Raw genomic sequence first — 25,484 nt, forward strand, 5'->3', positions numbered from 1 at the left:
TAATTATTACTTTTGACCCATAACTTAGCCGCTTATGACAGCAATTGACCAAAATATGATCTTTGCATCCAATTATTTTTATTTTATTCAATTAGATCAAGATGGTGTTTTGCAAAATGCAAACCCAAATCTTAAGTCACAGCTTACTCTTTTTCCCAATTCATTAATTGGTCAGAGTTTTGAAGAAATTCTTTTCCCAAAGGATTTTTCAAATTATCAAAATTTACTCAAAAATGCATTAGAAACTGGTCAAAGAAATTTCAAATTAGACCTAAGAAAGATGAAATCAGATGGGTCTGATTTTCATTGGACAAGATGGGAGTTTACTATTGAAATTGATATCGAAGGGAAAATCGATGTATCTGGAATAGGTCATGATATATTAAAGAATAATGAAAAGACTATAGAATTTCCAAATTTCATCTATGAGCATCAAATCAAAAATGAAATTATGGAAGGACTATTTGAAGATAATTTGATTGGGTTTTGGTTATGGGACATTGAAAACCAAAAGGATCAACTAAGTGTATCTCTCAAATATATGCTTGGCTACGATTATGAAGTCGAAGGAAAAGCAGAAGTAAAGTGGCAAAGACATATTTATTCCCAAGACAAGAATAAAGTACTCCAACAGTTGGAAGACCATTTTACCAGTTATGGAAAAATCCCTTTCCACAGTGAAATGCGAGTAAGAACCTTATTAGGGAAAGAAATTTGGGTAATTGCTTATGGAAAGGTGATCAAATGGAATAATAATGGAAAGCCTGTCAATATGGTTGGTTGCTTTTTTGATATCTCTGAAAAAAAGAAATCAGAAGCAATTTTAGAAAAACAAAGTCAATTTCTCAAAGAACTTACTTTCAATCAATCTCATCTCATGCGTTCTAAGTTGGCTAACATCATGGGTATACTAGAAGTTATGCAGCCAAAAAAGAGTCCTGAGGAACTCCCAGAACTCTTAGCTCTATTAAAGGAAGAAGCTTTCAAACTAGATAAGGCATTGCAAGATAGCATTCACTCTTCTAGTTCATTGAATCAAAGGAATCTAGAAAATAATGATTAATTGGCTAATCTCACATTCAATATAAAACCTCTATTCTCCCATTTGAATACAATTTCTCCTTTTTTGTCTTCCTTACTTACTACTTCAAATTTCAGTTGCTCTTCTGCTTCTTCCAGTACCAGTAATGGAATTGTAAACCTTGCCACGTCCTCAGCTTCATTATAATCATCAGCTAGATGCTGTTCGAAGTTGGTATTGAGAATCACTATCCAGCTGTCTTTTTCCGGAATAGTAAATAGTGCATATTTCCCTGCCGGTATCACTTCCCCCTCAACCTCAAGATCTTCATTGAAAGAAATACTGGTAGCCGAATGTGCCCCAGTCACCCATACTTCACCAAAAGCAACTAAGCCTCCAAAGATCTGTCTTCCTCTTACACTAGGGGCAGAATAATCAATATGCACATGGTTAGAACCGATATTGACCATGGCCGCAGTCCTCGGACTTTTGGAATTGGAGGTACCTGAATGGGCGCTGTGGTCATGCTGAGCATGTTCATTTGCATTAGCTTCCTTCTCCTCAGTCTTGTTGGAAGTACAGGAGATGGATAATAATAGAGCGGCGATGATTATTTTATTTTTCATGTTTTTCAGTTTAAATACACTTTTTAATTATATAAATATTAGTTGATATTTAGATATTAGGATATTGCATAAGACTCAATATCAAAGTATCCATGAATATCAATCAATATCTTAACCCTATCAACTACTATTTTTTTGATTATTGAAGGTTCCCAATATTTTATCGGACGAATATCCTAATATCAACAAATATCAAAGAGTATCCTTTTTAATGCTGATGCCCGACCTGCACCTCAGGCTTATTGTTAGAAGAAGAAGTCACTCTTTTCCCTGGCTGATATGTTTCCTTTACTTCACCGCAAGTCAACATCATATCACCAAAGTATGGATTTCGGATTTCCTTTTCACTGCTTAACCAGTAAGCACCTTGGTCTTTAAAGGCCATGGGACAATATTGCCTGTAAATGGTATCTTCAACAACGCCGAAATATTCGACAGCTTCGATCAAATTATCAGACAAGGTTTCAAAATGCTTCCTTTGCTCTTCCACATCTGAAGTCTGAGTGATTTTATCCAAACTGCTTTGGATAGGTCTCAACAAATCCATCCAGATATCATGGGCTTTGCTATCTAGCAACTTCATGTCAACTTTTGATAAAGTTGACTTTGCAGGGGAAATGGTATTCTGAGTGGCTTTTGCATCTGTTTTTACCAAAGCATCCTTGATAGGCAAATAGCTTTCAACAAAGGCAGTCAATTGCTTCCTGAATGCTTCCGGTGTATCCAAGGTCTTCACTTCAGATCGTGTCATCATGCTGTAATTTCCGCTCAATTGGGCTGCCGCATCAATGGCAAAAACTCCATTACTGACAATTTGCTCACCTTCCTCTACGCCAGACAAGACCAAGTAGTCATCTCCAACCCTAGCTCCGATTTCAATCTCCCGCATTTCAAATGCAGGTGCTTCTTTGTTTCCAACTTGTACATACACCACTGATCTAGGTCCTGTCCAAAGAATCGCTGTCTTGGGAATCATCAAGCCAGACTGACCTGCCTGAGAAGTGGAAATATTGGCTGATACAAACATCTCTGGCTTCAGTTCAAAGTTCCGATTAACCGCTTCTGCCCTGATTCCCACTGTTCGGGTATCTGGATTCAACACCGGATCGATGTAAGTAACTTTGGCTTTGAATTCCTTTCCTGGATAGGCCGACACCGAGAAACTCAAATCATCCCCTTTGCGGATCGCTCCCAAATCAGATTCATAAGCATCCAACATGACCCAAACATTACTCAAGTCCACTATTTCAAAAAGGGCGGATCCTCTACTTACAAAATCCCCAACCGAAATATTTCTGGCTGTCACTACCCCAGCTACATCAGCAAAGACATCAAACTGTGTCTGAACCTGCCCCGAACTTTCTATCGCAACAATCTGCTCTTCTGAAATCTTCCACAACCTCAATTTCTCTTTGGTGGCTTCATAAAGTGCTGGTTGCCTATCCTTGATTTTGGCTGTTTCCAAAAGTTCCTTTTGGGCATTGACCAATTCTGGAGAGTAAAGTGTGGCCAACTTTTGTCCGTGCTGAACTTCCTGCCCAGTAAAGTTGATAAACAACTGATCCACTCTCCCTGCATAATTGGCTGTAAGACTTTTTACACGTTGCTCGTTGGCTTGGATTTTTCCGCTCAGGGTGAGTTTTCCTGAACCCGACCCTGACTTGACCCTCGTCGTCTGTACATTGGAGAGCGCGACGGCTTCAGGAGTTATTTCCAGCACAAAAGGACTGGATTCTCCGCTCTTTTTATTGCTGACTGGAGTAAGTGCCATCCCACAAAGCGGACATTGTCCAGGTTCATTTTGACGGATCTGAGGGTGCATGGAACAAGTATATTCGACACCGTTTTCGTCAATATGCGTATGCTCGTGGTCAGGATGTTCTTCCCCTCCCCCACGGACCAACCAACCCACTACAGCGCCAAAGAATAGGCAGCCGAGGATTACGATTAATATTTGTTTATTCTTGTTCATTATCTTGTTTGAAAATCTAGCATTAATTCATTTTATTAATAGATATTGGATACTAACTCCCAATATCTCAATATCAATTAGTATCAATGAGTATCATTTAATCTCCAACAATATCATTTCAAATCCCTATTAACGTTTCAACCCTAGCAAACTGAATTTCCCTTTCAATTTTCGTATTCAGCAAATTCAACCGGAAGTCCAGGAGTTCACGTTGAATGCTGAGTATTTCCTCGAATGAACTACCCTCAGTGGCATATGATGTCACTGATAGTTCCATGGTTTGCTCCGTGATTTCAATTTGTTCTTCCAATAGTTTGATTTTTCTGTCGGCATCTTTGATAGAGACTAGAATAGTTTCGAACTCAGTTTCCAGGTTTCTTTGCAGGTCTTCTTTCTGTCTTTCGTTAGCTTCCCAATAAAGCTTGGATTCGGCTTCCATGGCCTTGTATTTTTTACGGTAAATCGGCAAGGATACGGTTGCCATAGGCATGACCATATTGTTTCCCATTCCGGCCGGCATATAATCCATACCATTACCTCCACCAATCATACCTGATTCAGGCCTTGGAGAAAACATCATATAATTTAACCCTAGTCCAAACATGGGTTTACCTTCTAATTTGGCCATTTCTCCTTGCTTTTGGTATACCAATCCTTCTTTTTCCAGCATCAGCAACACGGGGTTGGTTTCCAAAATATTTTCCAACATGGATATTTCCCAACCCATTTCTTTTTGGGTAGAAACATCTGTTTCAATGTTTACCGGCTCGTTTTTGTCCCTGCCCAAAAGTTGGTTGAAGCGAACCATTAACGGCCTTTTATCTACCTCCAACTGTTGTAAATCACTTTCCAAAGCCTTGATCTGCACTTGCAGTCTAAGCACATCCGTCAACTTTCCTGATCCAGACCCTGAACCCATACTGGACATCGAAGAACCATTTCCGGAAGATTGATTCATTCCCGAAGAACTGCTAGATCCTCCACCCATGCCCATTCCATTATCACTTCCTTCCTGACTTCTCCTGGAAGGACTTTGGACTGCAGATGATACCGATGATACCGCTTCCGATGTATTTCCACCTTGGTAGCGAATGATGGCCAATTCCTCCAAAGACTTCAATATTTGCAAATTAGATTCGGTAATATCAATGGTGTTCTGCAATTGTTGTATTAGAAAATAGGTTTCTTTTACCTGAAAGAGCAGTATATTCCTTTGCTGCCTGAATTCCTCGTATTTGGCTTCTGCCATTAGCGTTGCTTCATCCTTTTGCGTTTTCAACATCCCAAACCATGGAAACATCTGCATCACCGAAGCCTCTGCCCGCTGATTCCCCATCAACAACTCCATTGGCCTTGTGAAGACTCCAATGTTTAATTGAGGGTTTTCAAGGGTGACTTGATTTGTTTTTTCCAAAGAAGCCTGATATCCTTTAAATGAAGCTTGGAGGGCAGGATTGTTCTCAGCAGCTTCTTCGAGATATTGATTTAGGGATTGGGAATTGGATAGAAATATGGTTGAAATAAATAGAAATATGGTAGATATAACATTTAGCATCCAACCTTTATTTAACAATTTAAAGCTTTGGAACGCATTAATTTTCTTTGGGAATAAATTGAAATATAAAGGAAATATAGTGGATATATGCCTTAGCATTTTTCTCAATTTAAATTGAACTTGACCAAGCTCTGAGATTGAACTATTTTTATCTTTCATTATTTCCTCCTCTTTTTGAATCGTAGGTTTTTGAAATTGTATTATTTAATTTAATCTGAAGTGGTTTATGAATTTGACAGATTTCATCCCATTCCTCAGTAGTAACTTTCCCTCTTTCAAATCCAAGATCTAACCAATGCTCCTTACCTTCAGACAAAGAAGCTCTTGCAATAAAATAGAAACGCATCTTCTCCAAATAATGGTACCTCCCGTACCCCTCTGTAATGTTAGCCCCCACAGAGTCAACAGATTCCAACATTTGATCACCCCAAACCTTTTTATCTTGGTAAGAAAGTCGACTATAAATCTTCCAAGCTATAGCGGAAAGTTTTCGAGATAATTGATAAATCTCCAGATCTTTTAATGGAATAAATTTCTTTTTATCCTCCATATTTCTTTAAGTTTCGCACCAGCATATTTCAACTATATTTCACGAAGTATATTTCGCCGAAGGCATATTTCAATCTTATTTCACAAAGTATATTTCTACTTTATTTCGCTTCAGCATATTTCAACTTTATTTCCTGATATTTCCCATAAAGCACCGGAACAATAAACAGAGATATTAAAGCTACGGTCATCCCCCCAAAAGCTGGAATTGCCATTGGGATCATGATGTCAGAACCTCTTCCTGAACTCGTGAGAACTGGCAATAGAGCCAATAAAGTAGTAGCTGAGGTCATCAGACAGGGCCTTACTCTTTTCAGGCCAGCTTCCAAAACTGCTTTTCGGACTTCCTTGACATTCTCAGGCTGGATTCTTTCAAAACTTTGCTTCAAGTATGTCCCCATCACTACCCCGTCATCTGTGGCAATACCAAAGAGGGCAATGAAACCTACCCAAACTGCCACAGAAAGGTTGAATGTCCGCATTTGAAAGAGCTCCCGCATGTTGGTTCCCATGAAACTGAAATCAAAGAACCAACCTTGACCATATAACCAAAGCATCAGAAAACCTCCCGAAAAGGCCATGGCTATGGCTGAGAAAATCATCAAGACCATGGCAGTAGACCTAAACTGCAAGTACAGGATCAAGAAGATCACCGCTAATGAAAGAGGAATAACGATCGCTAGTCGCTTTTCAGCACGGATCTGGTTTTCGTAGCTTCCAGAGAAGGTATAGGAAACTCCTGCCGGCACTTCCAATTCTCCAGAATTTATCTTCTGTATAATAAAATCCTTGGCATTATCCACTACGGTTCCTTCGGCAAAACCATCTCTTTTATCAAACAGGACATAGCCCACCAAGAAGGTATTTTCGCCTCGAATCATCATCGGACCTGGACGGTAGTTGATTTCTGCCAATTGACCCAAAGGAATCTGAGCACCTGTGGGTGTGCTGACCAAAATTCGTCTCAAAGCCTCCGGATCGTCCCTGTACTCCCTGGCATACCTGGCCCGGATAGCATATCGCTCCCTTCCTTCTACCGTGGTACTTAGCGTCATACCTCCAATAGCCACTTCTATAAATTCCTGCACATCGGCAATATTCAGCCCGTACCTGCCCAATTGGGTCCTGTCCAGATCGATTTCCATATATGGCTTCCCCAAGGACCGGTCAGCAAATACGGCCTCAGCTTTGACAGAAGGCACTTCTTTGAGCAGTGATTCCAGTTTGAGACTGAAATTCTCAATTGTCTCCAAATCTGGCCCATAGACTTTCATGCCCATTGGCGCTCGCATACCTGTCTGCAACATCACCAATCGGGTTTCGATAGGCTGCAACTTTGGCGCAGAAGTTACTCCAGGAAGGTTTGAAGTACGGATTTGTATTTCATCCCAGATATCATCCGGCGTTCGGATTTCATCCCTCCACTGACGGAAATACTGTCCTCTTCTGTCATCGGGAACCAAGTATTTGGAAATATTCCGAGATACAGTCCTCCTTTGGGCTTCTTCCATGTAATTCTCGTCATCATCCCAAATAGCACCATCGCTACGATCATACCACCAGTATTTATCATTGACCAGTACCTGATAATTACCGTCTCTATTGACCTTGAACCTGAGTTTGCGGGCATCATCATCTTGCAGGTACTCGGTTTTGTAATTGATGATGTTTTCGTACATGGACATAGGCGCAGGATCCAATGGGCTCTCTGCTCTTCCAGCTTTTCCAACCACCATTTCCACTTCTGGAATCGCCTGCACCAGCATATCCAGTTGCTTGACAATCTGCATATTGGCCTCCACTCCTGAATGTGGCATGGAAGTCGGCATCAATAGAAAAGACCCCTCGTTCAATGCAGGCATAAATTCTTTGCCCATCCCCGGAAGTGCATGTGTAAGTCCAGACCATACAGAAGTAGTCCGTATATTCCAGCCTACTTGATCAAAACCCTTGGCGACAAAGCCAAAAATGCTATTGAACCCTAACCAGACATTTGCAGCAAAGAGAATGATCAATGCAGGAAGCAAAAGAAATACCCTCGCATGCTCCAGGCACCATTTCAACATGTGGGCATAGAAGCGGATAAATAAAGAGAAAAGTCCCAAAACCAAACCCAAGACTAAGGCAATGAAAAGAAAATTCACAAATACTGATTGCGTCAGTCCTAATGGCCTCCATTCAAAAGCCAGTAAAACGGAAACAGCCACGACAGCAATCAACATGGCTATCTGATTTTTATATTTCCCGTTTTGTATCTGCTTTGGAAAGAAATGATGGATCAATTGATTGGCTGCAAAGGCCAACAAAACCCATCCTGCCCAAGGGAAATAGAACAACAAAATCAAGCCAGCAAAAGCCATCAGGAAATTGAGGATGGTTCTATAATTTTTAGATTTGACTTTGGCTCCGAATACCCAATGGGCAAAGGCTGGCATAAATACCAAGGTAAAAATCAAAGCCGCTATCAAAGCGAAAGTCTTGGTGTAAGCCAAAGGACCAAAAAGTTTGCCTTCCGCTGCCTGAAGGGTAAATACAGGTAAGAAACTCACAATCGTAGTCATCACTGCAGTCAGGATTGCCGAACTCACTTCAGTAGTTGCTTCATAGATGACCTGAAGTTTGGTTTTTTTATCCCCTGATTCTTCGAGATGGCGGAGAATATTTTCATTCAGAATAATCCCCAAATCCACCATGGTTCCTATAGCAATGGCGATACCCGACAGCGCTACAATATTGGCATCCACCCCTACATACTTCATCATGATAAAGCACATCAAAACAGCCAAAGGCAAAAGTGCAGAAATCAAGAGGGAAGCCCTGAGGTTATACACCATCACCATGATCACAATGATGGTAATCAGGATTTGAAGACTGATGGCTTCATTGAGGGTGCTCAAGGTTTCTTTTATCAGACCCGAACGATCATAAAAAGGCACTATGGTCACTTTAGAAACCGTACCATCTTCCAGTGTTTTGGTAGGAAGACCTGGAGAGATCTCGTCGATTTTGGCTTTGATGGCATCGATGACTTGTAAAGGATTGTCTCCGTATCGGGCCACCACTACCCCACCGACTGCTTCCGCACCTCCTTTGTCCAATATTGCTCTTTCAGCACGGCTTGCAGGCCCGATGTTGACTTTGGCGATGTCTTTGATGCGCAAGGGAACGTTGTTGCTCACCTTTACCACAGCTTTCTCAATGTCTTCTAAGGATTTCACATAGCCTAGTCCTCGGACGATAAACTCCACCTGATTGATTTCCATGGTATTGGCACCAATGTCCAGATTGGATTGCTTGATGGCGTTCATTACCTGCATCATGGAGACATTGTGGGCTTTCATGGCTACAGGATCGAGGTCAACTTGGTATTCCTTCACATGACCGCCGATGCTGGCCACTTCTGCGACACCTTCTGTGCCTGCGAGACCATATCTCACATAATAATCCTGGATACTTCTGAGTTCGTGCAGGTCCCATCCACCTGCCGGATTCCCATTTTCATCTCTGCCTTCAAGCGTGTAAAAGTACACCTGTCCCAATCCGGTTGCATCCGGTCCAAGTTTGGGTTGAACACCCTCGGGAAGGAGCCCTGATGGCAAAGAGTTGAGTTTTTCCAGAATCCTTGACCGGCTCCAGTAAAACTCTATTTCCTCTTCGAAGATGATATAGATGGAAGAAAAGCCAAACATAGAAGTGCTTCGGATGGATTTCACCCCAGGCATACCAAGTAGTGAAGTAGTCAAAGGATAGGTAATCTGATCTTCGACATCCTGAGGAGAACGTCCCATCCAATCGGTAAAGACGATCTGCTGGTTTTCCCCGATATCTGGAATGGCATCTACTGGTACAGGGTCGTTGGGCAGGAAGCCAGTGTTCCAGTTGAATGGAGCCGTCACTATCCCCCAAGCCACTACAAGGACCAAGAGAATTACAGTGACCAGTTTATTTTCAAGAAAGAATTTAATGATATTATTTAACATAGGTTCATCCTTTGAGCTAATCTTGGCGGTGGATACTTATGGATATTTATCCCGATTTTATCGGGATTGGATATTGTTAGATATTGGATCCCAAAACAAAACTTTGTTTTGTTAAAGAGGAGAAATTACGGAAAGATCTGGGCTAGACCTGTCAGTTTTTAAAAACCTGACAGGTCTTCGAATTGGATCTACAAATTACAAGAAATCTAATTGAATCTTTGTGCCTTGGTGCCTTCGTGGCAACCCCTTTCTAGATAGGGTAAAAAATCATATCAGGAATACCTGACAAAAAATATAAATCGGGGTATTGTGTAATATCGGAGATGAGGAATCAGCAAAAGCTGTTCTCTCTGTAACGCCGTTGATTATTATGGACAATTCTACTTTAAGGGCGGGAACTACATGATCAAAGCCAAAAGGCTGAAAATTCAAAACTGTAGAGAGTTGCTGTTCAGTATTCGGAAGTTCCAAATTGGAAACATCATCACAGCAGCCTTGCATAGGGGTAGTGTCCTCACAACATGTTTTGTATTCTGCAAAAACGTTAACCCTTTGGAAATCACCACCGCAATAATGCATGGAATAGCTCAACCCTGCGTTGAAAAACACATAGAATACCAGGAGCGCTATTTTTATAAAAGACTTCACGGTGGATAGATACGCTACAAATGTAAGAAGGTTTTGGTAAGTAAATGTATAGAATTTTTGTTTGAATTAATAATGTATAGATTTTTGTATTGCCCTATTTTAAATATATTTAGACGATAAATCACTTTACTGCGTATGAAAACACCATTACAATTCATAATATTCTTTATAACAAGTGCATTAGTCATCCAAACTACTAAAGCACAGGTCGATCAAGGAGCAATAGATGCAACTGAGGCTTATTTCACCGCTAAAATGTGTGACGATTTTGAAACACTGATCAACTTAACACTTCCTGACTTGATTGATCAGGCAGGGGGACGAGATAGGATGATGACAGCTCTTTCTAAAATTCATAATAATCAAAGATCAAAAGGAATTCTTTTACAAGAATTCAAAATCAAAGAGGAAATTGAACAAACTAAAACTAAATCAGAAACTCATGTTCTAATTCCGACAGTTACAATCAGTAAAGTACCAGGAGGAACTGTCACAACTGAGAGTCACTTAATAGCAGTTGGTACTGAGAGTAATTCTAAATGGTATATTGTAGAAACCTCCTCTTTAAATGAGTTCAATATCCAAAAAGTGATCGCTAATTGGGACAATAGTATTATGCTTCCATTTAAGAAATCACCAGTTTTCAAAGAAGATAAGTAGCATTTTCAAGAGAAGTTCTTTTCAATCAAATCACTCTTATGTTGTTCTAAATAATCCAAATAGAGTTTACCCACAGGAGAAAATTTCCTTCCTTTGAGATAAATTAGATTCCATTGGGTCACTAATGGTAATCCTTTCACTGGTACAACTTTTAACTCACCAGACTTTAGTTCATTCTTAATTCCGATTAAAGGCATAATAGAGCAACCCATCCCAGCCAAAACTGCTTGTTTGACAGCTTCATTTGAGGTAAGCACTATCTTTTTTCTTACTGCCACTTTTCGTTCATTGAGGTAGCGCTCCATGGACAATCTGGTACCAGATCCTTCTTCCCTATAAATCAATGTAATATCCTCAAAAACTTGTTCGTCGAATACTTTTTTTGTCAAATCAAAATCTTTACTGGCAACCAGGCAAAGTTGATTTGGCATCAACTCAACCCCTTCTACATTAATAGTGTCAGGAAGAATGGACACCAAAGCAAAATCAACTTCATTAGCAGATAAGCTTTCAAGTACCTTGGCTTTATTGGTTACATCTAATTTAAGATCAACTTCAGGATGCTCTTTTAAAAAACCTGCTAAGAAATATGGCATCACATACTTTCCTGTTGATACTACAGAAATCTTAAGTTTTCCAGACATCAACCCTTTAAATGCCGCTGTTTTATAATTGATACCTTGTACCTCCTGAATAATTTTCTCAGTTGCTGCTGCTATTTCCCATCCAAAATCTGTAACTACCAACCTTCTACCGACCACTTCAGTCAAGGGGATATCAAATTGCTCTTGAAGGTTCCGCAATTGGATCGAAACAGCAGGCTGAGTCAAATGTAATTCCTCCGCAGCCTTTGTAATGCTGCTAGTTTCTGTGATCTTTTGAAAGATCATCAACTGATGAAGTGTATAATTCATAACTTATATTTATGTCAGAGATTAATAATATAAATAAAAATATATATTCAAAACATTTCAAATTTGCAACGTAAAAAAAAAAGAGAGGTTATGAAAAACAATCTTTTTCTTATTTGCCCTTTTAGCAATAGTGAGCAAATCATCAAAAAAGAGCTAAATCAAAACGCTTTCTTTATGACAGGAATGGGTGGTTTTTTGAGTTTTGATGATCTCAACTTCTGCGTAGAGCTAAATAGAATTCTTATTAATAATCAAATTGATCAATTCTTTCTGGTTCAAAACACCTCATGTAGATTTTTAAAAGAAGCTTTAGAAGAGGATTTTGAAGGAGAATATCCCGTACAAAAAATATATCAAAATTTGTATATAGATAATTTTTACGAACTCAAAACTCTGAAATCGGACTTTGATCGAAAAGTGCTTCTTGCACAAGCCATGATCAAGACTGTTGCAGAAAATCTTTTTGAAAACCCAATACTTAGCCAAAGCATTTCTAACTATGGGATAACCGTGAAGGGAAGTATAATAGACCCTGGTGAAAGCAAAATTTCAACTTTCAAACTAAATGAATCTATCAAATTCGTATGAATATCCAACTACTAATTGATAACCTCACCAATCCTGCCTTACTTTTTTTTATATTAGGAATTATAGCTGTACGCCTCAAAAGTGACTTAGAGATTCCTCCAAATTCCTCCAAGTTTATTTCTCTTTATCTCCTGTTTTCTATTGGCTTCAAAGGGGGACAAGAGCTAGCCCATAGCGAGTTTGAATTTACGATAATCTGGGCTGTGCTATTTGGGATTTTTATAGCCTCTGCAATTCCTCTATATACTTTTTTTATTATCAGAAAAAAGGTAGGTGTCGAAAATGCAGGAGCAATCGCCGCTGCTTATGGATCTGTCAGTGCTGTCACGTTTGTCACAGCTGTAACCTTTTTGGAAATTCAAGAGGTAGCATTCAGCGGCTACATGGTTGCCATCATGGCTTTGATGGAAGCCCCTGCAATTATCATTGGTATGTTATTGATAAAAGTTTATGGTGCTTCCAATGTTTTGGAAGTCAAACTTAAAAAAGTCATAAGCCATGCATTCACCAATGGTTCAGTGGTAATGATTTTGGGTAGTCTTTTGATAGGCTTCTTAGCCAATGACCACGAGGCAGAGGGGATTAAACCTTTTACTACAGATATTTTCAAAGGGTTCCTGGCCATTTTCTTACTTGATATGGGTATTTCCAGTGGTAAAAAACTCAAGGCATTTTTAGATTCTGGGAAGTCATTGGTTGTATTTGCTATTGTCATTCCTTTGATCAATGGTTCCTTAACAGCTTTGCTAAGTCAAGTAATTACAAACAATACTGGAGATCGTTTTATGCTAGCTATCTTAGCAGCCTCAGCATCCTATATCGCCGTACCTGCTGCCATGAAGATTGCTGTCCCTAAAGCAAACCCGGGACTTTTTCTACCAATGGCCTTAGCAGTGACATTCCCTATCAATATCACCGTTGGATTTCCAATTTATTATATCATTGCAGGACTATAGACATAGAAAAAAATCAGCCGAAAGGCTGATTTTTATAAACTTCTAATTTTCCATCTTGCTTTCAGATAGCCCCAAAGTAGCTTGGGGCTTATTGCTTTTTTCCTCTTGAGGCCTCCAACATATCCCACATTTCTTGAGGTATTGCTTCTAGATTGTTGAATTCGCCTGCACCTTGAAGCCACTCCCCTCCATCAATAGTCACTACCTCTCCATTGACATAAGCTGAATAATCAGACATCAAGTAAGCCGCTAGATTGGCCAATTCCTGATGCTCTCCTACCCTTCCCACAGGAACCTTCTTGGCAGGATCAAATTTCTTTACCAAATCACCAGGTAATAAGCGACTCCATGCTCCCTCTGTCGGAAATGGGCCAGGTGCTATGGCATTGGATCTAATTTTATACTTGGCCCACTCTACTGCAAGTGACCTAGTCATGGCAAGTACTCCTGCCTTGGCAGCAGCACTTGGGACTACATAGCCTGAACCTGTCCATGCATATGTAGTCACAATATTAAGAAATGTACCAGGTTGCTTGGCTGCAATCCACCTTTTGCCAGCTACCATGGTTACATTGGCAGTTCCTTTCAGTACAATGTCAATCACCGTATTAAATGCGTTGGTAGATAAGCGCTCGGTTGGGCTGATAAAGTTACCTGCCGCATTATTGAGCACGCCATCCACTTTACCAAACAAGGCATCTGCTTCATCAAACATAGTCTCCACTTGCTCCATATCCCTAACATCACATGCCACTGCCAAAACCTTTCCTCCTGTTTCCCTTTCCATTTCCTTGGCTGTCTCTTGCAAGACATCTAGTTTTCTGGAAGTGATTACTAAATTGGCGCCTAGCTTCAAAAAGTACAAGCCCATGGATTTACCAAGTCCTGTCCCTCCTCCGGTCACGACAATAGTTTTGCCCTTTAGGGCACCTTCTTTTAACATTCCTTCTGTGTAGCTCATATTTCTTCTTTTAAAAGATTTAATATATCAATTACTTCAAGGAAAAGAAAGAAAGCACTCACCTTTTGGCATCATTTTTTTTATACCCTAAAGACCTTAAATTCGCAGTAGAAATCTAACCCATGAAAAAACTTATTTTTCTTCTCTCCCTTGCTTCAATATTAGCATCATGTTCCAATGATGTAGAAAGAGCAATTACCACAGATTTACAAGTAGAAGGTAGAGAGCTTTTCCGAACATCTCTTGCTTTGGAAGAAGGTTTAAGATATGCTTTTTACAGTTTTGAAGAATACCAACAGGCGCTAACAGATACATTACCCGGATGTCCATTGATAGAAATATCTGAATCCGAACAAAAAGTCAAACTAACTTTTTCGAATGACCCGAATTGTCCAAGCCAAAAGGTAAGAAGGGCTGGAGTTATTAACCTAGACTTTTTCTACTTTAACCTAAGAGATCGAAGAGTTTTACTCAGGTATGAAGACTACCAAGTCAATGACTTCAAAATACAAGGAGAGCGAGTATTTGATTCTTTTTTCAATGGGGATAATCAAAACAGCTGGATGGAATCCTTTGAAGAATTGGTCATTTTAGATCAGTTTGATAATAGCACAAAAATCAATGGAAACTATGAGCATCAACTTTTGAAAGTGGATAATCGAATACAGTCCTTTACAAGCATTGGCAATCTTTCAGGTAGAAATCTTACAGGAAGACCACTGAAAATGACTCAAATCGCTCCAAGGCAATATGTGATCAACTGTTTAAATGAAGGATTTGTAATAGCCAGAGATGGAGAAGAAATTTGGGAAATCTTTAGAACGCCAGACAGGTCTCTGGCACACAGAATGACTTTTAGTATAGAAAACATTTGTGCCTCCAAGGTCGATATTCAGCTTTCTGATGGGCGGCTATTGACTTTTAATTATTAAAAAAGCTGAGCAATTGCCCAGCTTTCTTTAATATCTTACATTCATACTTTTTAGTACCTGTAATATTCTGGCTTGAATGGTCCTTCTGGAGTCACACCAATATACTCAGCCTGATCTTCGGAAAGTGTATCTAACTCAACACCTAATTTAGAAAGGTGCAAAGCAGCAACTTTTTCATCCAAATGCTTCGGCAATACATATACTCCTGGCTCGTACTGATCTGTATTAGTCCAAAGTTCTAATTGTGCCAAAGTCTGATTGGTAAAGGAATTAGACATTACAAATGATGGGTGACCCGTAGCACAACCCAAGTTCACCAATCTACCCTCTGCCAAGACAATGATTTCTTTACCATCAATGTTATATAGATCCACCTGAGGTTTAATTACATCCTTTGTCTTTCCATAATTCTTGTTCAACCAAGCCATGTCAATTTCATTGTCAAAGTGGCCAATATTACATACGATGGCTTTATCTTTCATTGCTCTGAAGTGAGGCTCAGAAATGATGTCTTTATTTCCTGTAGCAGTCACTACGATGTCCGCTTCTTTCACAGCATCTACCATTTTCTTAACAGCAAAACCATCCATAGCTGCCTGAAGCGCACAAATCGGATCAATTTCAGTCACGATCACTCTAGCTCCAGCACCTCTCAAAGAAGCTGCAGAACCTTTCCCTACATCACCATAACCAGCTACAACGGCTACTTTACCTGCCATCATTACATCAGTAGCTCTTCTGATTGCGTCTACCAAAGATTCTTTACATCCATATTTGTTGTCAAACTTAGATTTTGTAACAGAGTCATTGACATTGATAGCAGGCATTGGAAGCGTACCTTTTTTCATTCTTTCATACAATCTGTGAACACCAGTGGTAGTCTCTTCAGAAAGTCCTTTTATACCTGATACTAATTCAGGATAATGATCCAAAACCATATTAGTCAAATCACCTCCATCGTCAAGGATCATATTCAATGGCTGTCTATCTTCACCAAAGAAGATCGTCTGCTCAATACACCAATCAAATTCCTCCTCAGTAAGACCTTTCCATGCATATACAGAAATCCCTGCTGCCGCAATGGCCGCTGCTGCATGGTCTTGCGTAGAAAAAATATTACAAGACGACCAAGTCACTTCAGCTCCAAGAGCTACCAAAGTTTCTATCAAAACTGCTGTTTGAATAGTCATGTGAAGACATCCAGCAATTCTAGCCCCTTTCAAAGGCTGAGCAGCCCCATATTCTTCTCTCAAAGCCATTAAGCCTGGCATTTCTGCTTCAGCTAATTTAATTTCTTTTCTTCCCCATTCTGCAAGGGAAATGTCTTTCACCTTATACTTGATGAATTTGTCGGATTTAATTTCGGACATGTTTATTATTTTAATGAATTGATTTTCAAATTAGAACTCACAAAATTACAGCTTTTTTGACTCAAAAGAAAATTTGGAGATCACAGGAATTTAACCTCCTTAAAAGCATAATAGTTCTGAAGACCCGTCTCTTTCTCAATAATTAACCTTCCATCATCTTTTATCCCGAGAATCTTTCCTTTAAATTGTACTTGATCCTCAAAGTCCGCCAATTTTTGATATCTATACAATTTATTAAGGTACTGTTCCTTAATTATTTTTTTATTTCCTTTTTTTAATTCCAAGTAATAAAACTCGAGTTTTTGAATCAACTTCTCAAACAAAACGTGCTTGTCAAAGTCAAAGCCTGACAGATTTGACAAAGAAGTGGCAGTGTCAATTCGAAAATAGCGCTGATTGACATTCAGCCCTATGCCGATGATAGCAGATTCGATTTTATTTTGAGAAATGATATTCTCAATCAATATCCCTGCAATCTTTCCATCAACTTCATGGATAATATCATTGGGCCATTTGACTTTCAAGCCAGTGCTAATACCATCCAGTGCCTCTAAAATCGATATAGAAACCACCATATTCAGTTGAAATTGATCCATAGCCTCTAAAAATCTAGGCATGAGAATAATTGAAAAAGTAAGGTTTTTACCTTCTTGACTTTCCCAAGTATTCCCTCTTTGACCTTTGCCTTTAGTCTGATGGTCAGTGATGACAACACTACCTTCAGCCACCTTTTTATCTTTAAGCATTTCCATGGCCAATTGATTGGTCGAATGACAGTCTGGCAGATAATAAACATCTTTCCCCAGAAATAAGGTATTGGCAAGGATTTTATACATTTTTAATAGTTAATTTGTATTCCAATAGAGATATTTAAAAACTGCTAAGCAGCACGATTAAAGATTCAGTAAAATTAAAGTAAAAATATGACAGCAGAAGAGCTGAGTAAAGTTATTGTAAAAGGAATGGAAGAAAAAAAAGCTTCCAACATCGTGGTGATGGATCTTAGAGATGTAAAAAATTCAATGACAGATTTTTTTGTGATTTGTTCGGGTAATTCAGATACACAGGTAGAGGCAATATCAGATGCTGTAGAAGAAGAAGTCATCAAGACCAACAAAGAAAAACCATGGCGTGTCGAAGGTAAAAACAACAATCAATGGGTCTTGATTGATTATGTCAATGTAGTTGCCCATGTTTTTTTGAAAGATCAAAGAGGGTTCTTTGGATTGGAAGAACTTTGGGGGGATGCGGAATTTACATATATAGATTGATTTGAACTTTCAACCCCTGATTTCGTTTTACAAAAGTTATATACTGCAATAAATACCAAGCGATGAGCGAAAATAATAAAAACAAAAAATTCATACCTAAGACACCTCAAAAGCCAAATCTTCAACTTTGGTTGATTATCTCGGCTGTAGTTGTATTGATTGGCGTGACCTGGTTTCAGCAGAGAAGTAATGTCATCAATATCACTAAGAGCAAGTTTGAAGACATGTATTTGGCCAATGACGTGGCTAAGGTTATGATTATTAGAAATCAAAACAGGGTTGATATTACTCTCAATGAATCTGCCTTACAAAACGAAAGATATAAATCAGAACTTGAAGGGAATAGTCCTTTCTTTAACCCTGCGGGTCCTCATTATTCAGTAGAGGTCGCAAGTGCTGAAAAATTTGCTACAGACTTTGAAGAACTTGAAGCTAAAGTTCCTGAAAATCAAAGAATCGGCTACAATGTAAAAAATGAGGAGTCTTGGGGAAGTTGGTTTTCAAGTTTTGGATTCTTGATACTCTTATTTGTGCTTTTCTGGGTGATGATGCGCAGAATGGCAGGCCCAAGTGGACCGGGTGGTCAGATTTTCAATGTAGGTAAATCCAAAGCGCAGCTATTTGATGCGGAGAACAAGGTTAAAATTACATTTGACAATGTAGCTGGCTTAGATGAAGCAAAAGAAGAAATCCAAGAGATTGTAGAATTCTTGAAAAATCCTTCAAAATTCACAAAGCTAGGTGGTAAAATTCCGAAAGGTGCTCTTCTAGTTGGCCCTCCAGGGACAGGTAAAACCTTACTTGCCAAAGCTGTAGCTGGAGAAGCAGGAGTACCTTTCTTCACACTGTCAGGTTCTGACTTTGTTGAAATGTTTGTCGGTGTAGGTGCTGCTAGAGTTAGGGATCTTTTTAAACAAGCTAAAGAAAAGGCTCCATGTATCATATTTATTGATGAAATCGATGCAATTGGTAGATCAAGAGGTAAAGGTCAAATGCCTGGATCAAACGATGAAAGAGAAAACACATTGAATTCACTTCTTGTCGAAATGGATGGTTTTGGAACCGATACAGGAGTAATCGTCCTTGCAGCTACCAATAGACCTGACGTATTGGATTCAGCTTTATTGAGACCAGGAAGATTTGACAGACAAATCAGTATTGATAAGCCAGACATTGTGGGGAGAGAGGCAATTTTCAAAGTTCATCTTAAGCCAATCAAGACCATCGATGATGTAGATGCAAAAAAATTGGCTGCTCAGACTCCGGGGTTTGCAGGAGCTGAGATTGCAAATGTTTGTAATGAAGCAGCATTGATTGCAGCTAGAAGAAACAAAGAAGCAGTAGATATGCAGGATTTCCAAGATGCAATCGATAGAGTGATTGGTGGATTGGAAAAGAAAAACAAAATCATCTCTCCTGAAGAGAAGAAAATCGTTGCGTACCATGAAGCAGGTCACGCAGTTGCAGGCTGGTTCCTGGAACATGCTGACCCCTTAGTTAAGGTGAGCATAGTACCCAGAGGTGTTGCAGCTCTTGGCTATGCCCAATATTTGCCTAAAGAACAATTCCTTTATCAGACGGAGCAATTGATAGACGAAATGTGCATGACCTTGGGTGGACGAGCAGCAGAAGAGATCATATTTGGCAAAATCTCCACTGGTGCACTTTCTGACCTAGAAAGAATCACCAAAATGGCTTATTCTATAGTATCCATTTACGGGATGAATGATAAAATTGGAAATGTCTCTTTTTATGACAGTAAAGCTTCTGAATTCAGAACTTCAAAGCCTTACTCTGAGAAAACTTCTGAGACCATAGATGAAGAAGTGAGAAAGTTGATCACAGAAGCATATGAGAGAACCAAAAAGTTATTGATAGAGAAAAAACCTGAATTAGAAATATTAGCTAAGGAATTGCTTGAGAAAGAAATTCTTTTCCAAACAGACCTGGAAAAACTAATTGGCAAAAGGCCATTTGGTAAAGAAACTACTTATGAAGCATTTACTAGAAAAGTAGATGCAAATGACAAAGCTGCTGCTGAGAAAGCTGCCGCAGCGTCTGAAAAATCAATAGAAGAGACTACTCAAGTAGGAGAAAATAAAGATTAGTCTACGGGCTGATTAACCTTCATTTAAAAAGACCTCGGTATACGCCGAGGTCTTTTTAGTTTAATTAATGTGATTATCCGCAATTATATAAGTTTCTAAATGTTTCAAATATTATCACGCGGATAATCATCGTCAATGGTCGACGGTCAACAACTGATTCTAATGAGCTTTATACACTATTATCAATGGCTACTAGTAATAAAGCGGATATACACAATAGATATATATTAATTCAAAACATCCTTAGATTCTGAGAAGACAAGCTAATGACAAGTAATCGTCTAATCAGAAAACAAAAAAAAGCAGGATTTGGAGCCCGCTTTTTTATTGAAAATAACACTTTGATGTATTATTTTTTACCCCCTATTGTTCCTTTGGAACTATCTGAGCTACCAGAGTCATCTCCTGCAATAGTTGACCGCATGTCTGTATCAGACTTGATATTTTCCATTCTGTAGTAATCCATTATCCCTAAGTTTCCAGACCTAAACGCCTCAGAAATAGCTTTAGGAATATCTGCTTCTGCTTCGATAACTTTTGCTCTCATTTCTACAGATCTTGCTTTCATTTCTTGCTCCAATGCTACAGCCATTGCTCTTCTTTCCTCAGCTCTAGCTTCTGCTACTTTGAGATCCGCAGAAGCCTGATCAATTTGTAACTTAGCACCAATATTGGTTCCGACATCAATATCCGCGATATCAATAGAAAGGATTTCAAAAGCAGTACCTGCATCCAACCCTCTTTCCAAAACGAGCTTAGAAATTTTATCAGGATTCTCCAATACACTCTTATGATTTTGAGCAGAACCGATAGAGGTAACGATCCCCTCACCTACTCTTGCAAGAATAGTCTCTTCTCCTGCACCCCCTACCAATTGAGCTATGTTAGCCCTCACGGTCACTCTAGCCTTAGCGATCAACTGAATCCCATCAGCTGCTACAGCTGCGACATTTGGTGTATTGATCACCTTGGGGTTTACAGATATTTGTACCGCCTCAAATACATCTCTACCCGCTAAGTCAATGGCTGTAGCCTGCTTGAAGCTCAGATTGATATTGGCTTTGTCTGCTGAGATCAGTGCTCTGATCACATTGGGGACGTTACCACTAGCCAAGTAATGTGTCTCTAGATCATTGGTAGTCAAATCAAGACCTGCCTTGGTTGCCGTAATCAAAGAGTTGACAATAATACTTGGTGGCACTTTTCTGATCCTCATTCCTATCAATTCACCAATTCCCACTTTCACGTTAGAGAAAATTGCAGTGATCCACAGATTGACTGGAACAAAGTACAAAAACACAAATAAGAGTATCAGCGCGGCAAATGCTGAAAATAAAATGAATGCCGAATTAGTCATGTCCATAGTTTAACTTTTTACAATGATCGTATTATGCTCCAATTTAGTAATTATTAATTTCGTTCCTACTCTTATAAATCCTGAATCGGATTTTACTTCATATATTTTATCTAAAAACTCCGCTTTACCGATTGGTTTGATATCTGAAACAGCTATCCCCTCGATCCCAAGTTCCAAGCCTTCCAAGCGATTGTCAAATGACCTACTTTTTATCGTGTCTGCCAAAGCAAACTTATTCCATACTCCAGATCGAAAACTGTAAACAAGTGCAGAGAAATTCAGCAATAATGTAACTGTTAAAATTGCCCATGCAGTTCCTGTATCAAAACTCACAAAACCATAATAAACCCCGCCAGCTGATACCAGTAAACCGAAAATCCCAATGATTGTAGTCCCAGGCACAAAGAGGATTTCCGTCAATATCAAAGTCAGTCCAATCCCAAGAAGGGCTATAAGAATAAACCAAGTCATTTTAATTTTTTTTTGAAAATACGAAGAAAGTATAAAATACGAAGTATCGTGATCGTAAATATGATTGAGGATTTACACAACTTTGCCAGTAACTCTGTAAAAAACTAATTAGCTTAAGTATGATCCCGAGTCTTCGGGATTGAATCCCCTTGGACAAGTTACTTATTATTATCAGTTATTAGTCAATTATTTGCCAGGATAACTATTCTCTAAAAACAATTTTCAGTTTAGCTTCTGGTGTGAAATAGGAAATAGATATCATTGATAAGAAAAAAACCTCTAGAGTAGGCTCAAGAGGTTTTTGATTAATTTGATTATCCTTAATCGATACAGTAAAATGTATTAACAATTAATGCTTGCAAAAATCATTGACTGATGACAGTCAAAATTATATGAAGTCGCAAAGAGTATTGCAAATATTTTCTGAAATGAAAGTGGATATATCTTGTAAGTAATGTGGATGCTTAATATGCTCTTGCAAAAAGCACCCTCCCGTTTGAAGGCTTTCCAGTCAGAACACATGCTCCATTTTCTACTTTTTGATCTAAAGGAATACATCTTATTGTAGCCTTAGTGAGCTCTTTGATCTTTTCCTCTGTCTCAGTGGTTCCATCCCAGTGAGCCGATACAAACCCCGTTTTATTTTCTAAAACATCTACAAACTCATCCCAAGAGTTTACTTCTGTTGTCATTTGTGCTCTAAAATCAAATGCTTTTTGATAAATAGTACTCTGAATCATATCCAGCATCCCCTCTACATAGGCATCTATTTCTATTTCGCTAAGATTGACGGTTTCCTTTGTCAGCGTATCTCTTCTTGCGACTTCTATGGTATTGTTTTCTAAATCTCTTGGACCCATTGCAATTCTCAATGGTACGCCTTTGAGTTCATATTCAGCAAATTTCCATCCTGGCTTATGGGTATCCCTATGATCAAAATGCACAGAAACGCCTTTGGCTTTTAATTTAGCCATGATTTCTTTCGCCTTTGCTTCAATCCTATCTAATTCTTCATCAGATTTGTAGATCGGTACAATCACCACTTGAATAGGAGCCAATTTTGGAGGAAGCACTAAGCCATTATCATCAGAATGCGCCATAATTAAGGCACCCATTAATCTGGTACTTACACCCCAAGATGTGCCCCAAACGTGCTCTAAACCACCTTCCTTCGTTGCGAATTTTACATCAAAAGCTTTAGCAAAATTTTGCCCTAAGAAATGAGAAGTACCTGCTTGCAATGCTTTACCATCTTGCATCAAAGCCTCAATACAGTAAGTATCTTCTGCTCCTGCAAATCTTTCATTGGCACTTTTCACACCTTTTACGACCGGCATTGCCATGAATTGTTCAGCAAAAGTAGCATACACATTTAGCATTTGAACTGTTTCATCAATTGCTTCTTGCTTAGTTGCATGAGCAGTATGTCCTTCTTGCCATAAAAACTCAGTGGTTCTTAAAAACAACCTTGTTCTCATTTCCCAACGTACCACGTTAGCCCATTGATTGACTAGTAAAGGAAGATCCCTGTAGGATTGAATCCAGTTTTTGTAAGTACTCCAAATCACTGTCTCAGAAGTAGGTCTCACAATCAACTCCTCTTCTAGTTTTGCTTCTGGATCTACGATTACACTTTTACCATCTTCAGAATTTTTGAGTCGGTAATGCGTCACCACCGCACATTCTTTAGCAAAGCCCTCAACATGACTAGCCTCCTTGGAGAGAAAGGACTTAGGTATAAAAAGTGGGAAATATGCATTGCTATGACCTGTCTCTTTGAACATCCTATCTAGCTCAGCCTGCATTTTTTCCCAAATAGAATAGCCGTATGGTTTGATCACCATGCAACCTCTGACAGCAGAGTTCTCTGCAAGATCTGCCCTTTTCACTAATTCGTTGTACCACAAAGAGTAGTCTTCACTTCTTTTAGGCAATCCTTTGCTCATGATATTTGTTGATATAGAATTTCTAGTTATATTTCACCTCTAATTGAGGAGGGCAAATATACTTCAAAAATTATAACCCTCTTAGATATGACACGTATAATAGTGTTAGAGATAGTAAACAACAAGAAAATGAAACGATTACACACATTCTTAACGCTTGGAGCTTCTGCCATGATTGCCTTGTCTTCATGTAGTACAAGCTACAATGCCATGAGGGGTGAGACTGATGACCTCTATTTTATGGCTTCTGATGCAAGAATTGCAACAGAATTTGCTGTAAGCAACAACAATCCTCAGAACTTTAGACCTTTATCTGAAACTAATTCAGCGACATTTGAGCAGGAAAATTTCTCTGCTAGAAATGTTAATCCTGAGTTTATTGCCAGATATCAAGCTGAAAGCAATGCTACAGAAGAAGGTTCAGTATATTTTGATGATAACCAAGTAGCAGGAGAGAACAATCCTAATATCAACGTCTATAACAATTACTACAGTAATCCCGGAGGTAACTTCAATAGTTTTGGTGGCCCATTTATGAATCCTATGATGATGGGTGGGTTTTCACCTTGGGGCATGGGAATGGGAATGGGTATGTGGGATCCATTCTGGGGTCCAGGCTTTGGCATGGGTATGATGCCAGGAATGGGTTTTGGCTTTAGACCTGGTTTTAACATGTCTATAGGCTTCGGATTTGGTGGTGGATTTGGATTTGGAAATCCTTGGATGCGTCCAGGCTTTGGATGGGGCGGTGGATTTTATGATCCTTTCTTTGATCCTTTCTGGCCTGGAATGGGCTTCAACAGATTCGGTTGGGGCGGATTCGGTCCTGCTTGGGGCTGGGGCGGTGGATTTGGAAGACCAATCTACATTTTGCCAGGCAATGAATTTGCCAATAGACAAATTGTAAGAGGTGCTAGACCTACAAGAGGTTCGGCAATCGGATCTACAGGAACTAGAGGTGGAAATGTAGCAACAGCTCCTTCTACATCTAGAGCTGCAGCAAGAAGAGATGCCACTTCTGGTAGACAGGTGACTACATCGACTAGAAATGCAAGAACTGATTTTAGCTCTTCACAAAACGATTATTATAACAATTCAAGAAGTAGGACTGCTGCTAATACAAGCACAAGATCTGCTATTCCTTCTTCAAGAAATACCGGATCTGCCGTAATGGACAGAGGATCAAGCAGAGTTGGAAGTTCTAGTGCAGCACCTTCATACAGAACTGTAGCTCCAAACAGAAACACAAGATCTACCATGGGAACTACTCCTACAAGATCTTCCTCTCCGAGCTACAATAGAAGTGCAAGCCCTTCATACAACACTAGAACGGCACCAACTAGAAGTACTTATTCGCAGCCAGCGAGAACTACTTCGCCATCAAGAAGCACTTATAGTCCTCCAAGCAGAAGTTCTGGTGGAAGTATAGGTGGCGGTAGCGTAGGTGGTAGCCGAGGAGGCGGAGGAGCAGTTAGCTCTGGCGGTTCAAGAGGCGGTAGAGGAAACTAATAAACTATCTCTTATATATTCAAACACCCGAGTTATTTGACTTGGGTGTTTTTTTTATTATTAAAGTTTTTTCTAATGAATATTATCTTT

The 25,484-nt window shown here is 39.3% G+C and carries 21 protein-coding genes; 8 read left to right on the forward strand and 13 right to left on the reverse strand.

Annotated features, from left to right (window positions below):
- Positions 1-34: 34 nt before the first annotated feature.
- Positions 35-1,063, forward strand: a complete 1,029-nt coding sequence (locus tag CHB66_RS14165) for a PAS domain-containing protein (RefSeq protein ID WP_089242072.1) — start codon at positions 35-37, stop codon at positions 1,061-1,063.
- Here the strand turns inward: CHB66_RS14165 and CHB66_RS14170 are convergent.
- The 6 genes from CHB66_RS14170 to CHB66_RS14195 all read right to left on the reverse strand — a co-directional run bounded on the left by CHB66_RS14170 (position 1,060) and on the right by CHB66_RS14195 (position 10,351).
- The gene (locus CHB66_RS14170; protein ID WP_089242073.1) at positions 1,060-1,647 is read right to left on the reverse strand and encodes a DUF2911 domain-containing protein; all 588 of its coding nucleotides are present in this window, start codon (positions 1,645-1,647) and stop codon (positions 1,060-1,062) included. The two genes, CHB66_RS14165 and CHB66_RS14170, sit on opposite strands and share 4 nt — an antisense overlap.
- A 208-nt stretch (positions 1,648-1,855) precedes the next feature.
- Positions 1,856-3,619 carry an efflux RND transporter periplasmic adaptor subunit gene (locus tag CHB66_RS14175; protein ID WP_089242074.1) on the reverse strand — a complete coding sequence of 588 codons (1,764 nt, stop codon included), beginning with the start codon at positions 3,617-3,619 and terminating at the stop codon, positions 1,856-1,858.
- 118 nt (positions 3,620-3,737) lie between these two features.
- Positions 3,738-5,174, reverse strand: coding sequence for a TolC family protein (locus CHB66_RS14180; RefSeq protein WP_245812738.1), 1,437 nt, complete (start codon positions 5,172-5,174; stop codon positions 3,738-3,740).
- Between the two features lie 148 nt (positions 5,175-5,322).
- Positions 5,323-5,724: a four helix bundle protein gene (locus CHB66_RS14185; RefSeq protein ID WP_089242075.1), complete on the reverse strand. Its 402-nt coding sequence runs from the start codon at positions 5,722-5,724 to the stop codon at positions 5,323-5,325.
- A gap of 100 nt (positions 5,725-5,824) precedes the next feature.
- A complete protein-coding gene (locus tag CHB66_RS14190) occupies positions 5,825-9,703 on the reverse strand; it encodes an efflux RND transporter permease subunit (protein ID WP_089242076.1) in 3,879 nt (1,292 codons plus the stop codon).
- A gap of 267 nt (positions 9,704-9,970) precedes the next feature.
- Complete coding sequence (locus CHB66_RS14195; RefSeq protein ID WP_089242077.1) at positions 9,971-10,351, reverse strand: HYC_CC_PP family protein; 381 nt, start codon at positions 10,349-10,351, stop codon at positions 9,971-9,973.
- Positions 10,352-10,486: 135 nt separating this feature from the next.
- Between CHB66_RS14195 and CHB66_RS14200 the strand changes: the two genes are divergently transcribed.
- The gene (locus CHB66_RS14200) at positions 10,487-11,011 is read left to right on the forward strand and encodes a hypothetical protein (RefSeq protein ID WP_212668465.1); all 525 of its coding nucleotides are present in this window, start codon (positions 10,487-10,489) and stop codon (positions 11,009-11,011) included.
- Positions 11,012-11,016: 5 nt separating this feature from the next.
- On the opposite strand, the gene CHB66_RS14205 is transcribed toward CHB66_RS14200, so the two are convergent.
- Positions 11,017-11,925, reverse strand: coding sequence for a LysR family transcriptional regulator (locus CHB66_RS14205; RefSeq protein ID WP_089242078.1), 909 nt, complete (start codon positions 11,923-11,925; stop codon positions 11,017-11,019).
- Positions 11,926-12,015: 90 nt separating this feature from the next.
- Between CHB66_RS14205 and CHB66_RS14210 the strand changes: the two genes are divergently transcribed.
- Both CHB66_RS14210 and CHB66_RS14215 read left to right on the forward strand, forming a co-directional pair.
- Entirely contained in the window at positions 12,016-12,513 is a 498-nt protein-coding gene (locus CHB66_RS14210; protein WP_089242079.1) for a hypothetical protein, read from the forward strand.
- Positions 12,510-13,469: a sodium-dependent bicarbonate transport family permease gene (locus CHB66_RS14215; protein ID WP_089242080.1), complete on the forward strand. Its 960-nt coding sequence runs from the start codon at positions 12,510-12,512 to the stop codon at positions 13,467-13,469. Before CHB66_RS14210 ends, CHB66_RS14215 begins: the two co-directional genes overlap by 4 nt.
- An 88-nt stretch (positions 13,470-13,557) precedes the next feature.
- Here the strand turns inward: CHB66_RS14215 and CHB66_RS14220 are convergent, their stop codons facing one another.
- Positions 13,558-14,430 carry an SDR family oxidoreductase gene (locus tag CHB66_RS14220; RefSeq protein ID WP_089242081.1) on the reverse strand — a complete coding sequence of 291 codons (873 nt, stop codon included), beginning with the start codon at positions 14,428-14,430 and terminating at the stop codon, positions 13,558-13,560.
- Positions 14,431-14,552: 122 nt separating this feature from the next.
- Between CHB66_RS14220 and CHB66_RS14225 the strand changes: the two genes are divergently transcribed.
- A complete protein-coding gene (locus CHB66_RS14225) occupies positions 14,553-15,362 on the forward strand; it encodes an SRPBCC family protein (RefSeq protein WP_089242082.1) in 810 nt (269 codons plus the stop codon).
- A 50-nt stretch (positions 15,363-15,412) separates the two neighbouring features.
- On the opposite strand, the gene ahcY is transcribed toward CHB66_RS14225, so the two are convergent.
- Together ahcY and CHB66_RS14235 are read right to left on the reverse strand one after the other, a co-directional pair.
- The gene (ahcY, locus tag CHB66_RS14230; protein WP_089242083.1) at positions 15,413-16,732 is read right to left on the reverse strand and encodes an adenosylhomocysteinase; all 1,320 of its coding nucleotides are present in this window, start codon (positions 16,730-16,732) and stop codon (positions 15,413-15,415) included.
- An 80-nt stretch (positions 16,733-16,812) separates the two neighbouring features.
- Positions 16,813-17,568, reverse strand: a complete 756-nt coding sequence (locus CHB66_RS14235; RefSeq protein WP_089242084.1) for a biotin--[acetyl-CoA-carboxylase] ligase — start codon at positions 17,566-17,568, stop codon at positions 16,813-16,815.
- Between the two features lie 87 nt (positions 17,569-17,655).
- Here CHB66_RS14235 and rsfS point away from each other — a divergent pair, with 87 nt between their 5' ends.
- Positions 17,656-18,003 (forward strand): ribosome silencing factor, encoded by a 348-nt coding sequence (gene rsfS, locus CHB66_RS14240; protein ID WP_089242085.1) that lies wholly within the window; start codon positions 17,656-17,658, stop codon positions 18,001-18,003.
- Positions 18,004-18,065: 62 nt separating this feature from the next.
- Positions 18,066-20,111 carry an ATP-dependent zinc metalloprotease FtsH gene (ftsH, locus tag CHB66_RS14245; protein WP_089242086.1) on the forward strand — a complete coding sequence of 682 codons (2,046 nt, stop codon included), beginning with the start codon at positions 18,066-18,068 and terminating at the stop codon, positions 20,109-20,111.
- Positions 20,112-20,460: 349 nt separating this feature from the next.
- On the opposite strand, the gene floA is transcribed toward ftsH, so the two are convergent.
- From floA to proS, 3 genes are all read right to left on the reverse strand, one after another.
- A complete protein-coding gene (gene floA / locus CHB66_RS14250; protein WP_089242087.1) occupies positions 20,461-21,474 on the reverse strand; it encodes a flotillin-like protein FloA in 1,014 nt (337 codons plus the stop codon).
- Positions 21,475-21,477: 3 nt separating this feature from the next.
- On the reverse strand, positions 21,478-21,939 hold the full coding sequence (locus CHB66_RS14255; protein ID WP_089242088.1) for an NfeD family protein: 462 nt from the start codon (positions 21,937-21,939) through the stop codon (positions 21,478-21,480).
- A gap of 464 nt (positions 21,940-22,403) precedes the next feature.
- Positions 22,404-23,885: a proline--tRNA ligase gene (proS, locus tag CHB66_RS14260; protein ID WP_089242089.1), complete on the reverse strand. Its 1,482-nt coding sequence runs from the start codon at positions 23,883-23,885 to the stop codon at positions 22,404-22,406.
- Positions 23,886-24,014: 129 nt separating this feature from the next.
- On the opposite strand from proS, the gene CHB66_RS14265 reads away from it, so the two are divergent.
- The gene (locus tag CHB66_RS14265) at positions 24,015-25,394 is read left to right on the forward strand and encodes a hypothetical protein (RefSeq protein ID WP_089242138.1); all 1,380 of its coding nucleotides are present in this window, start codon (positions 24,015-24,017) and stop codon (positions 25,392-25,394) included.
- Positions 25,395-25,484 lie beyond the last annotated feature (90 nt).

This window comes from Belliella buryatensis (assembly GCF_900188245.1).
Taxonomy (GTDB): domain Bacteria; phylum Bacteroidota; class Bacteroidia; order Cytophagales; family Cyclobacteriaceae; genus Belliella; species Belliella buryatensis.